Here is an 11190-nt window from a genome sequence, read left to right as displayed (position 1 = left end):
GGGCGTCCCCGGGTCGCGCGGCCACCGCGGCGGTGGCGTCACCAGTGGTTGGTCGGTCGGTGGTGGTACCGGTCAGTGGCCGGCGAGCACGTCCACGGCGGTCGTGGTGGCCGCCTCACCGCCCGCGACGACGACCTCGTCGCCGGCGAGCAGGACGTAGTCGTCGCCGGGGGTCGGCACGACCCGGCCGGCGCGGACCACCGCCAGCAGTGACAGCGGCCGGCCGGACAACGCGGTGTCCCGCCAGCGTTTACCGTCGCCGATGCTGTCCACGGCGACGGGTATTCGCACGACCGTGACACCGGGGAGCTGGCGTTCCAGCTCGGCGAGGTGGTCGACGGTGACCGCCTGGTTGAGCACCCCGGCGACGGCCTGCGCCTCGGATTGTTCGAGCACCAGCGTGCAGAGCGCGGTGTCGCTGTCCTCGGGGTGGTAGATCACGATGTCGCGCCGCCCGGTGGGGTGGGAGATGACGCTGGCCCACTGGCCGTGCGCGGTGGCGAAGCGCTGGCAGAGTCCGACCCCGGGAATGACCGTACGTTCGAACCGCATGCCGACCTCCTTCGCCCATCATCGAAGGGGCGTCCGGCCGGTAACGGCCGCGCGCCCCTTCATCCCTATCATGATCAGACCCCGATCGCCCACCGCCGCCGTCCCATCAGGTGGGAAGTCCCGACGTCAGCGGAGTGCCGGCCGGCGTCGGGCGGGGTCGTCAGCGGGCGTCGGTGCGGTCCCGGACCGGCCGGTGCCGGCCGGCCGGGTCGTCCCGGTCGATGCGCAGCTCGCGTTCCAACTCCGCGATGACCGCCCGCAGGTCGTCCAGGCGCTGGGTCAGGGCGATCCGGTCCACCTCGTCGGGCACCCCGTCGCCGTCGGCGTCGTAGCCGGGTGCCAGCCCCTCGGTCATCTCCAGCCGGCGGGCCTCCTCCATCGAGTTCACGATGACCGCGATCAGGATGTTCAGCAGGAGGTTGACCGTGATGACCACGTAACTGACGTAGTAGAGGAGGGTCCACGGGGACAGCGCCATCCCCTGCTCCACCAGATCCGGCAGGGTCTCCAGCGACAGCAGCACGAACAGGGTCAGCAGCGACCGGCCGATGTCGCCGTACTGCTCCGGGTAGGCCCGGCCGAAGATCAGCCAGCCGGCCATGCCGTAGACGTAGAGGGTCACCATGGCCAGCGCGAGGAACCCGCCGACACCGGGCAGGCTGCGCCACAGCGCGGCCACGATGGTGCGCAGACCGGGCGAGAAACGCACCAGACGCAGCACCCGGGCCACCCGGACGACCCGCAGCAGCGCCGAGTCGCCGTGCAGGCCGGGCAGGAAGATCGCCGCGATCACCACCAGGTCGAACACGTTCCAGCCGTGCCGCAGGAAGTCCTGCGGCCGACGCCCGTACGCCAGCACCCGGACGGCGATCTCGGCGACGAAGGCGGCCCGGAAGCTCAGCTCCAGCCAGTGCAGGGCCGGTCGGGCCGCACCGAGATCCGGGTAGGTCTCGACCCCGAGGACCGCCGCGTTGGCCATGATGAGCACCACGATCGCCGCCTCGAACGGGCGCGAGCGGGTGATCCGGGCACACCGCTGGGCGAGGCCGACGGGGCGGGCGGGCGGCGGATCGGCGGCACGCCGTCGGGTGGGAACGGGCACGGGCGGCACCGGTCACCCGGCCCCGGGGAGGTACGGGATCGCGGCGGCCATCCCGACACCCTATCGGCCACCCGGGACGGTCACCGTCGGTGATATACCCGGCACCCCGTCGTCTCCGGTCGCAGGATCTCGCCACGACATTGAACGACCCGCGCCCCGGCTTCGTACCACCCGGTGAAGGGAGCTGCTCATGAAGCGCACGACCCCGTTGCTCACCCTGCTGACCGGGACGGGCATGGCCGCCGTCCTGTTCGCGATGAGCGCCCAGGCGGCGCCGCGTACGGTCGACGCCGGTGCGGCCGCGCCCGCGACGAGCCCGCCCGAGGCCGCCGTGGTGTCGCCCGCCGCCCCGGCGGCCGAGCCGGACGCCACCCCGGCGGCACCCGCGGGGGGCCAGCCCGGCCCGGCGGAGACCACGCCACCGACCACACCGCCCCCGGCGAAGCAGGCCGACTCGAACTGGACCGGACGGCTCGACGGCGGCGCCACCATCGCGATCACCGTCACCGACGGCAAGGCGGTGGCGTACGTCTGCGACGGCAGGAAGCTGGAGGTGTGGCTCAACGGCACCGCCGCCGACGGCCGGATGAAGCTGACCGGCAAGAAGGGCGAGGTGCTCACCGGGTCGTTCGGCAACGGGGTGGCCTCCGGCGAGATGGTGGTGGGTCAGCGCCGGTGGAAGTTCACCGCCAAGCAGACCGGCAAGCCCGACCCGGTGCTCTACCGGGCCACCGCCCAGCAACGCCGCGCCGGCGTCGACGGCGGCTGGATCATGCTGCCCGACGGCAGCCAGATCGGGGTGGTCACCCGCGACGGCGCGCCGGTGTCGGCCCCGCCGCTGGACCCCGCGTTCGGCACCACCATCCTCGACGGTCGGACCGTCACCGCGACGCCGGTCGTGGCCGACCCCGGCCCGGGTGAGTGATGACGGCCCGCCGCCGGTTCGAGACCGACGTGGGACGCGGCCTCGACGACGGGCCGCCCGTCCGGGTCCTGTCCGACCCCCCACCCGTCGTGACCCCGCCCGCCCCGACCGGCGTGCCGTCCACCGGCGCCCCACCCGCCTCGGTCCTCGTGCCGCTGCTGGTCGGGGCGGCGGTCGCGGTGGCCCTCGGGGCGTACGGCCGGATGCACCAGCCCACCGGGATCGCGGTCAACGTGGCCGGCTTCTCCAGCCCCCAGGCGGTCAAGGTCTGGCTGGGCACCGGGGCGGCCTTCTTCGCCGTGCTGCAGCTGCTCAGCGCGTTGGCGATGTGGGGCCGGCTGGGCGGCTTCTCGCCCTCCTGGGCGGGCGGGCTGCACCGGTGGAGCGGCCGGGTGGCGTTCCTGCTGACCGTCCCGGTGGCGGTGCACTGCCTCTACGCGCTGGGTTTCGCCGACTACGACCTGCGGACCCTGCTGCACTCGCTGCTCGGCTGCCTCTTCTTCGGGGTGTTCACCATGAAGATGCTGGCGCTGCCCAAGCGGGGGCTGGCCGGTTGGGTGCTGCCGGTCGTCGGTGGGCTGGTCTTCACCGTCCTGATGGGGATCTGGGTGAGCTCGTCGCTGTGGTACTTCACCACCTTCGGGGTGGGGACGTGACGGGCTCGTGACACGGGAGAGGAACGACGGGCAGATGTGCGACGAGCGTGGGGCGGGTTGCGCGTCCCGGCGGGCGGTGCTGGCCGGCGCCGGTGGGGTGGGCGTGACCGCCCTGCTCACCGGCTGCCAGACGTACGGCGAGCCGACCACGCCGGCCGCGGCGCCGCAGACCGGCGGATCGGCCGCCGCGCCGGCCGGCGCCTCGCCGGGCGGCAGCGCGCCGGCCGGGCCGTCCGCCGGGGCGAGCGGTTCCCCCGCCGGCGGCGGCGAGCAGCCGCCCGCCCCGGCGGCGCTGGCCGCGGTGGCGGACATCCCGGTCGGCGGTGGCAAGATCTTCAAGGCGGAGGGCGTGGTGGTGACCCAACCGGCCGCCGGCACCATCAAGGCGTTCTCGGCGACCTGCACCCACCAGGGCTGCACGGTCACCTCGGTCAAGGACGGCACCATCGTCTGCGGCTGCCACAACAGCGTCTTCGGCATCGCCGACGGCGCGGTGCGCAGCGGCCCGGCCGGCAGCCCGCTGCCGCCTCGGGCGGTGACCGTCGACGGCGACGACATCCGGCTGGCCTGACCACGCCGGACGGTCAGACCGCGAGCGCCCGGCGGACCGACCGTTCGGCGTCCCGGCCACCGTCGCCGGTGGCGGTGACCCGGCCGGACTCCAGCACGTAGTGCCGGGTCGCCACCCGCAGCGCGAAGCCGAGGTGCTGCTCCACCAGCAGCACCCGGATGCCGGCCCCGGTGGCCAGCTCGACGATCCGGTCCTGGATCTCGGCGACCACCGAGGGCTGGATGCCCTCGGTGGGCTCGTCGAGCAGCAGCAGCCGGGGCCGGGTGACCAGCGCGCGGGCGATGGCCAACTGCTGCCGCTGACCGCCGGAGAGCAGCCCGGCCCGCCGCCGCAGCAGGCTCCGCAACGCCGGGAACAGGTCCAGCGCCTCGGCGGTGGCGGCGGCCCCGTCGCGCCGGCCGTCGGCCACCAGCCGCAGGTTCTCCGCCGCCGTCAGGTGCGGGAAACACTGCTGGCCCTGCGGCACGTACGCCAGGCCCCGGGCGACCCGCTGGTGCGGGGCGAGCCGGGTGACGTCCTCCCCGTCGAGGGTGACCGTGCCGGCGCGGGGGCGCAGCAGGCCGACCGCGACCCGCAGCAGGGTGCTCTTGCCCGCGCCGTTGTGGCCGAGCACGGCGGCCACCCCGTCGGCGGGGACGGCCACGTCCACCCCGTGCAGCACCTCGCTGCGGCCGTAGCCGGCGTGTACGCCACGCAACTCCAACATCACGCCTCCGGTGCGGTGTCGACGCCGAGGTAGACCTCCTGCACCCGGGGGTCCGCCTGGACCTGGGCGACGGTGCCCTCGCTGAGCACCTTGCCCGCGTGCAGCACGGTCACGCTGCGGGCGAAGCGGCGCAGGAAGTCCATGTCGTGTTCGATGACCACCACGGTGCGGTCCCGGCTGACCGTCTCCAGCAGGGCGCCGGTGGCATCGCGTTCCTCGTGGCTCATCCCGGCGACCGGCTCGTCGAGCAGCAGCAGCCGGGCGTCGGAGACCAGCAGCATGCCGATCTCCAGCCACTGCTTCTGCCCGTGCGCCAGCGCGCCGGCCGGCTGGTCGCCCCGGTCGGCCAGCCCGATCGTCTCCAACGCGGCGGCCACCTCGTCGGGGATCCGGTTGCGCCGGCGGGCCAGCGTCCACCAGCTCCGGGTGGCCCCGGCGGCGATGTCGAGGTTCTGCACCACGGTCAGCTCCTCGAAGACCGAGGCGGTCTGGAAGGTGCGGCCGATGCCGAGCCGGGCGATGCGGTGCACGTCGCGGCCGAGCAGTTCCCGGTCGCCGAAGCGGGCCGAACCGGTGGCCCGGACCAGCCCGGTCACGGCGTCGACCACTGTGGTCTTGCCCGCCCCGTTGGGGCCGATCAGGAAGCGGATGTCGCCGGGCGGCACGTCGAGGTCGACCCCGTCGACGGCGGTGAAGCCGTCGAAGGTGACCCGCAGGTCGCGTACGCACAGGCCGTCGAGCTGCCCACCGGTCATGCCGCCGACACCTCCGTCCGGGTCTCGGCCGGGTCGGCGGGTCGGGTCCGTCGCCACCACCGCGCGCCGACCGGGTCCGACCGGCGCTGCCGGGCCAGCGCCCACAACGACGCCAGGCCGCCCGGCAGGAACGCCACCACCAGCACGAACAGCAACCCCTGCAGGTACGTCCAGGTGCCCGGGAAACGTTCCGACAGGGCGGTACGCGCCCAGGCCACCGCCACCGCGCCGAGCACCGGTCCGAGCAGGGTGGCCCGGCCGCCGACCGCGACGCCGATGACGAACTCGATGGACGGGACGATCCCGATCAACGCGGGCGAGATGATCCCCACCGCCGGGACGAACAGCGCCCCGGCCAGCCCGGCCATGCCGGCGGCCACCACGTAGCCGACGAGCTTGACGCCGGCCGGGTCGTAGCCGAGGAAGCGGACCCGTTCCTCGCCGTCGCGGACGGCCACCAACAGTTCGCCGTAGCGGCTGCGGATGAGCTGCCGGGCCAGGGCCAGCAGTGCGAGCAGGCTGGCGGCGATGATGAAGTAGACCATCCGCTGGTTGACCGGGTCGTCCAGGTCGTACCCGAAGAAGCCCTGGATGTCGGTGAGGCCGTTGGTGCCGCCGGTGGTGCCCTGCTGGCCGACCAGCAGGATCACCATCGCGGCGGCGAGCGCCTGGCTGAGGATGGCGAAGTAGGCGCCGCGCACGCGGCGGCGGAAGACCAGCGAGCCGAGGCCGAACGCGACGGCCATCGGCAGCAGCACGGTGGCCGGCAGCGCGATCCACGGGCTGGCGAACGGCCGCCACCACAGCGGCAGCTCGTCGAGCTGGCCGTAGAGCTGCATGAAGTCGGGCAGTTGGCCGGGGCCGGCGTCGGCGAGCTTGAGGTGCATGGCCATCGCGTAGCCGCCGAGGCCGAAGAACACCCCCTGGCCGAGGGTGAGCATGCCGCCCCGGCCCCAGGCGATACCGATGCCGACCGCGACCATCGCGACGCACAGGTACTTGGCCAGCAGCGACAGCCGGAAGTCGGACAGGGTCAGCGGGGCGACGGCGAACAGCAGCGCCGCGCCGAGGGCGAACCCCACGGCGGTGCGGGCCGGGCCGTCGAACCGGCGGCCCCGCCGGCCGCCGGCCGGGGTGCCGGCCGCGCTGGCGGGATCGGTGCCGACCAGCGGCGCGGCGGTCATGCGAGGCTCCTGGTACGCAGGGTGAACAGCCCCTGGGGCCGCCACTGGAGGAACGCCACGATCGCCACGAAGACGATCACCTTGGCGACGCTGAGCGTGGTGAGGTACTCGCCGGTGGCCTGGAGGACGCCCAGCGCGAAGGCGACGATCACGCTGCCCTTGAGCTGGCCGATGCCGCCGACCACGACGACCAGGAAGGCGTCGATGATCAGGTTGGTGCCCATCGTCGGGCCGATCGGCCCGAGCAGGGTCAGCGCCACCCCGGCGACGCCGGCCAGTCCGGAGCCGATGAAGAAGGTCGTCCGGTCGACCCGGGCGGTGGGGATGCCGGAGACGGCGGCGAGGTCGCGGTTCTGCACCACGGCGCGGATGCGTCGCCCGAGCGGGGTGAGCCGCAGCGCCAGGGTCAGCGCCAGCACGGCGGCCAGCGCGAGGGCCAGGATGAACAGCCGGTTGTTGGCGACGGTCAGCCCGCCGGGCAGGGACACGTTGCCGGTGAGCAGCGCCGGGGCGCGGGTCTGCACGTTGGGGCTGCCGAAGACGTCCCGGGCCAGTTGCTGGAGCATCAGCGAGACGCCCCAGGTGACCAGCAGGGTGTCCAGCGGGCGGGCGTAGAGGCGGCGGATCAGCAGCACCTCCAGCAGCACGCCCATGGCGCCGGCCACCGCGAAGGCGACCGGCAGCGCCACCAGCAGCGACCAGCCGGCGGCGGTCACGGTCTGCTGCAGGACGTAGGTGGTGTAGGCGCCGGCCATGATGAACTCGCCGTGCGCCATGTTGATCACGTTCATCTGGCCGAAGGTCAGCGCCAGGCCGAGGGCGATGAGCAGCAGCACCGCGCCGATGCTGACGCCGGTGAAGAGCTGACCGAAGAGGACTGTCACGTTCGCGCTCCGAAGGGGTGGGTCGGCCCGGGCGGGGGTGCCTCCCGCCCGGGCCGGGATCGGTCAGCTCAGGCCGCTCGCCCAGGGGTAGCTCTTCAGGTACGGGTCGGGCGTGATCGGCTTGCCCGAGTTCCACACCTCGGTGATCAGCCCGTCCGCGCCGACCTTTCCGATCCGGGCGGTCTTGGCGATATGCTGGGTGGGGCCGTCCACGGTGACCAGGCCCTCCGGGGCGTCGTAGGTGATGCCGCCGGAGGCGGCCCGGACCTTCTCCACCTCGAAGGTGCCGGCCTTGTCGACCATCGCCTTCCACAGGTACACCGCGACGTAGGCGGCTTCCATCGGGTCGCTGGTCGGCTTGTCCGCGCCGTACTTGGCCTTGTACGCGGCGACGAACTTCTGGTTCGCCGCGCCGGGGGTGGTCTGGTAGTAGTTCCAGGCGGTCAGCTGGTCCTTCAGGTACTGGGTGCCGATCCCCTTGACCTCCTCCTCGGCGATCGACACGGACACCACGGGCATGCTCGCGGCGGTCAGCCCGGCGGAGGTGTACTCCTTGAAGAACGCCACGTTGCTGTCGCCGTTGAGGGTGTTGAACACCGCGTCGGCCTTCGACGAGCGGACCTTGTTGACGATCGTGCCGAACTCGGTGGAGCCGAGCGGGGCGTAGTCCTCGCCGAGCACGGTCATCCCGTTCGCCGCCGCGTACGCCTTGATGATCTTGTTGGCGGTACGCGGGAAGACGTAGTCGCTGCCGACCAGGTAGACCGACTTCTTGCCCTGCGCCTTGAGGTAGTCCAGGCCGGGCACGATCTGCTGGTTGGTGGTGGCCCCGGTGTAGAAGATGTACGGCGACTGCTCCAGCCCCTCGTACTGCACCGGGTAGAACAGCAGCGCCTTGTTCTTCTCGAAGACCGGCTTGACCGCCTTGCGGCTGGCCGAGGTCCAGCAGCCGAAGACGGCGGCGACCCGGTCCTGGGAGATCAGCTTCTCGGCCTTCTCGGCGAAGGTGGGCCAGTCGGAGGCGCCGTCCTCACCGACCGGGACGATCTTCTTGCCCAGCACGCCGCCGGCGGCGTTGATCTCCTCCACGGCGAGCATGATGGAGTCCCGCACGGTGACCTCGCTGATGGCCATGGTGCCGGAGAGCGAATTGAGCAGGCCGACCTTGACGGTGTCGCCGGACACGTCGGCACTGACCCCGGCGGTCGACTTCTCGTCGGAGGTCTTGCTGCCACAACCGGCGAGTGCGGCGGCGGCAACAAGGATCAAGGCGCCCGCCAGGATGCGGCGGCCCCGGAACTGTGACATTCATTCTCCCTGCCGAGCGATGTTCGCCGGATGATTTCCGTGCCGGCCCGCACTGGCCGGCAGGTATTGCTGTCAATGATTGGCAGGCGGTGCGGTCGTGGTGCACGTCGGCGGCCTCGTCGCACAACGGGTGGGACGTCGCGGCGGCGGTCCGCAGTGGACTTTCGGGCAGCAAAAGCCTCTGCCCACTTGATTGCCACCACGTTTCCCAGCCCTTAATTGGCTGTTTCCCGAACCGATCTCGCACACAAAAAAGGCCACCGCCACAATGGACGATGACCGATCACAAGAATTGCGCAACGCCCGGCGACGCGGGGCAGGAGCGCCAACCACCGAACCCACCCGACAATAGCCAGGAATGGCGATTACTTCACGCAGGAAGCATCCTAGAACCCCCACCCACCCCCCTGTCAACACCCTCCCCCACCCACCCCACTCTCCCGCCCCACGCCCGCCCCCACGCCCGCCCCCACGCGCGTGATCAAGAGGTTTGCGTCAGTCGTGGCGCTGGAACTGACGTAAACCTCTTGATCACCGGGGACAACCCGGGGTCAACGGGGGCGGGGCGGGGCGGGGGTCAGAGTTCGGCGAGGACGGTGAAGTCGAGGCCGTCGGCCTCGGCGAGGTAGATGCGTTGGCGGACGTGCCGGCGGCGCAGCTGCAACTCGCCCCGGGGGCCGTGGTAGGTGACCGCGTCCGCCGTCGCCCCGATGGCCCGCACGTCCAGGGTGCGGGCGCGGGCGATCAGGGCGGCGAGCAGCATCACACCCTCGTAGCAGGACTCCCCCAGGCTGCCCAGCGGCGGCGCGTCCACGCCGAACCGGCGGGCGAACGCGCCGTGGAAGTCCAGGTTCTCCCGGGTGACCAGGCCGGCGAAGAACCCGGCCGTGCTGAACAGCCGGCGGGTGCCGCCGACACCGCTGGCCAACAGCATGTTCTCGTCCATCAGGGTGCTCAGCCGCAGGCACCGCTGGTCCAGGGCGGAACGGCCGAAGGCCCGGTTGAACCGGACGGCGTCGGCACCGACGAGCAGCATCAGCACCGCGTCGGCCTCGGCCCGCTCGATCTCCCGCAGCACCGGCCCGAAATCCTCGGTGCCCAACGGCAGGAACGCCCGCCCGCACACCCGCGCCCCGTCGTCACGGGCGTACCGCTGCGCGGCCTGCGCGGTGCGGCGCGGCCAGACGTAGTCGTTGCCGACCAGGTACCAGCGGCGTACCCCCTGCTCCCGGGCGAGCAGCCGCATCGCCGGCCGGAGCTGCGCGTCGGGCGTCTCGCTGGTCAGGAACACCCCCTCGGTACGCTCCCCGCCCTCGTACAGGGCGGTGTAGACGTACGGCACCCGGTGCGCGATCCGGGGCGCCACCGCCTGCCGGACCGACGAGATGTGCCAGCCGGTGACCCCCTGCACCGCGCCCGTGGACACCAGCGCCTCCACCTCGGCGGCGACCTGCGCCGGTGGCGCGCCGCCGTCGACCGGCACCAGCCGCAGCTCCCGGCCGAGCACCCCGCCGGCCCGGTTGACCTCCTCCACCGCCAACTGGGCACACAGCTCACAGGTGGGACCGAACATGCCGGCCGGACCGCGCATCGGGAAGACCAGCGCGACGCTGACCACCGACCGGTCGACGGTCAACCAGGGGGCCGCCCCGGCCGTGCCGCCCGAGCGGGGCAACGGCTCCGGCACGCCGTGGGGCCCGGGCACCGGCACGGACATGCTGACATGATTGCCGGCAACCCTGGCGGGCCACCAGACCCGACCGAAAACCGGGACGCTTCGGTAACATGGCAACCCACCGAACGGGGAGAGACATGGCCGACGATCCCACGACGCCCGTCGACCTGATGCGCGCGCTCACCCGCGCCGAACGGCTGCTCGCCCGCCGGGTCGGCGCGGTGCTCACCACCGAGGGGCTCACCGTCGAGGCGTGGCGGGTGCTCTGCCGCCTCGCCGACGGGCAGGGCCACCCGATGAGCGAGGTCTCCACCGAGGAGTCGTTGCCGCCGGGCACCCTGACGAAGCTCGTCGACCAGCTCGTCGACCAGAACCTGGTGCACCGCCGGATCGACCCGTTCGACAGGCGACGCATCCGGGCCTACCTGACCCCCCGGGGCCGCCGCGAACAGGAGCGCATCGACGCCCGCGTCCGGGCCGAGCTGGCCGGGATCATCGACGACGCGGCGCTGACCGGGCAGCTCGTCGACCTGGTCGCCCGCCTCGACCCGCGCCGGCAGCCGGTCCGGGCCGGCTGAACCGCACCGGCCCGGTCCCCGTCGGAGGCGGGAACCGGGCCGGTGGCCGTGCGGGGGTGGTGGGCCGTCAGGCGACCGGCACCGCGTCGGCCCCGGTGCGGGCGGTGGGCCGATGGGGACCTTCCCCCGGCCCCTTCTCCCCGGCCGCGCCCCCGGGCGGGGTGTGCGGGGCGGCCGGGGAGGTGAGCAGGGTGCGCAGGGTGTGGGCGTCGGCGGCGGTGGCGGTGAGCAGGACCGCCGGGCCGCCCGCCAGTGGCAGCCAGGCGGCGGACGCCCCGGGGCCGGTGGGGAGCA

Annotated in this window: 12 protein-coding genes and 1 pseudogene; 4 read left to right on the top strand and 9 right to left on the bottom strand. The window is 73.0% G+C overall.

The window, feature by feature from the left end:
* Window positions 1-72: 72 nt before the first annotated feature.
* Window positions 73-552 carry a potassium transporter TrkA gene (locus H1A17_RS25720; RefSeq protein WP_145920164.1) on the bottom strand — a complete coding sequence of 160 codons (480 nt, stop codon included), beginning with the start codon at window positions 550-552 and terminating at the stop codon, window positions 73-75.
* Between the two features lie 160 nt (window positions 553-712).
* Window positions 713-1654 (bottom strand): ion transporter, encoded by a 942-nt coding sequence (locus H1A17_RS25715; protein WP_240762147.1) that lies wholly within the window; start codon window positions 1652-1654, stop codon window positions 713-715.
* Between the two features lie 190 nt (window positions 1655-1844).
* Here H1A17_RS25715 and H1A17_RS25710 point away from each other — a divergent pair, with 190 nt between their 5' ends.
* From H1A17_RS25710 to H1A17_RS25700, 3 genes are read left to right on the top strand one after another with little or no spacing between them, the layout of a single operon-like run.
* Window positions 1845-2579, top strand: coding sequence for a hypothetical protein (locus H1A17_RS25710; protein ID WP_145920166.1), 735 nt, complete (start codon window positions 1845-1847; stop codon window positions 2577-2579).
* On the top strand, window positions 2579-3235 hold the full coding sequence (locus H1A17_RS25705; RefSeq protein WP_309236863.1) for a DUF6529 family protein: 657 nt from the start codon (window positions 2579-2581) through the stop codon (window positions 3233-3235). Before H1A17_RS25710 ends, H1A17_RS25705 begins: the two co-directional genes overlap by 1 nt.
* A gap of 7 nt (window positions 3236-3242) precedes the next feature.
* Entirely contained in the window at window positions 3243-3806 is a 564-nt protein-coding gene (locus H1A17_RS25700; protein ID WP_309236862.1) for a Rieske (2Fe-2S) protein, read from the top strand.
* Window positions 3807-3819: 13 nt separating this feature from the next.
* Here H1A17_RS25700 and urtE read toward each other — a convergent pair whose 3' ends face one another.
* From urtE to H1A17_RS25670, 6 genes are all read right to left on the bottom strand, one after another.
* Window positions 3820-4512 (bottom strand): urea ABC transporter ATP-binding subunit UrtE, encoded by a 693-nt coding sequence (gene urtE / locus H1A17_RS25695; protein WP_145920167.1) that lies wholly within the window; start codon window positions 4510-4512, stop codon window positions 3820-3822.
* The gene (gene urtD / locus H1A17_RS25690) at window positions 4512-5267 is read right to left on the bottom strand and encodes an urea ABC transporter ATP-binding protein UrtD (RefSeq protein WP_145920168.1); all 756 of its coding nucleotides are present in this window, start codon (window positions 5265-5267) and stop codon (window positions 4512-4514) included. The genes urtE and urtD overlap by 1 nt, the downstream gene beginning before the upstream one ends.
* Window positions 5264-6451 carry an urea ABC transporter permease subunit UrtC gene (gene urtC, locus H1A17_RS25685; RefSeq protein ID WP_205789043.1) on the bottom strand — a complete coding sequence of 396 codons (1188 nt, stop codon included), beginning with the start codon at window positions 6449-6451 and terminating at the stop codon, window positions 5264-5266. The genes urtD and urtC overlap by 4 nt, the downstream gene beginning before the upstream one ends.
* Window positions 6448-7335 carry an urea ABC transporter permease subunit UrtB gene (gene urtB, locus H1A17_RS25680; RefSeq protein ID WP_145920169.1) on the bottom strand — a complete coding sequence of 296 codons (888 nt, stop codon included), beginning with the start codon at window positions 7333-7335 and terminating at the stop codon, window positions 6448-6450. The genes urtC and urtB overlap by 4 nt, the downstream gene beginning before the upstream one ends.
* 63 nt (window positions 7336-7398) lie before the next feature.
* Window positions 7399-8643 (bottom strand): urea ABC transporter substrate-binding protein, encoded by a 1245-nt coding sequence (urtA, locus tag H1A17_RS25675; RefSeq protein ID WP_145920170.1) that lies wholly within the window; start codon window positions 8641-8643, stop codon window positions 7399-7401.
* 577 nt (window positions 8644-9220) lie between these two features.
* Window positions 9221-10360 carry a substrate-binding domain-containing protein gene (locus H1A17_RS25670; RefSeq protein ID WP_145920171.1) on the bottom strand — a complete coding sequence of 380 codons (1140 nt, stop codon included), beginning with the start codon at window positions 10358-10360 and terminating at the stop codon, window positions 9221-9223.
* 95 nt (window positions 10361-10455) lie between these two features.
* Between H1A17_RS25670 and H1A17_RS25665 the strand changes: the two genes are divergently transcribed.
* Complete coding sequence (locus H1A17_RS25665; protein ID WP_145920172.1) at window positions 10456-10896, top strand: MarR family winged helix-turn-helix transcriptional regulator; 441 nt, start codon at window positions 10456-10458, stop codon at window positions 10894-10896.
* A 67-nt stretch (window positions 10897-10963) separates the two neighbouring features.
* Here H1A17_RS25665 and H1A17_RS34740 read toward each other — a convergent pair.
* Window positions 10964-11190, bottom strand: a pseudogene (locus H1A17_RS34740) (hypothetical protein); the annotation flags it as partial.

The sequence above is a fragment of the Micromonospora sp. S-DT3-3-22 genome, from assembly GCF_015354745.1.
GTDB lineage: Bacteria > Actinomycetota > Actinomycetes > Mycobacteriales > Micromonosporaceae > Micromonospora > Micromonospora wenchangensis.
Note: the sequence above shows the minus strand (reverse complement) of the source record. Positions and strands in the feature narration are given on the sequence as shown.

Coding starts and splice junctions, on each gene's coding strand:
- H1A17_RS25720 (WP_145920164.1), bottom strand. CDS start 552: ATGCGGTTCGAACGTACGGTCATTCCCGGGGTCGGACTCTGCCAGCGC.
- H1A17_RS25710 (WP_145920166.1), top strand. CDS start 1,845: ATGAAGCGCACGACCCCGTTGCTCACCCTGCTGACCGGGACGGGCATG.
- H1A17_RS25705 (WP_309236863.1), top strand. CDS start 2,579: ATGACGGCCCGCCGCCGGTTCGAGACCGACGTGGGACGCGGCCTCGAC.
- urtE (WP_145920167.1), bottom strand. CDS start 4,512: ATGTTGGAGTTGCGTGGCGTACACGCCGGCTACGGCCGCAGCGAGGTG.
- urtD (WP_145920168.1), bottom strand. CDS start 5,267: ATGACCGGTGGGCAGCTCGACGGCCTGTGCGTACGCGACCTGCGGGTC.
- urtC (WP_205789043.1), bottom strand. CDS start 6,451: ATGACCGCCGCGCCGCTGGTCGGCACCGATCCCGCCAGCGCGGCCGGC.
- urtA (WP_145920170.1), bottom strand. CDS start 8,643: ATGTCACAGTTCCGGGGCCGCCGCATCCTGGCGGGCGCCTTGATCCTT.
- H1A17_RS25670 (WP_145920171.1), bottom strand. CDS start 10,360: ATGTCCGTGCCGGTGCCCGGGCCCCACGGCGTGCCGGAGCCGTTGCCC.
- H1A17_RS25665 (WP_145920172.1), top strand. CDS start 10,456: ATGGCCGACGATCCCACGACGCCCGTCGACCTGATGCGCGCGCTCACC.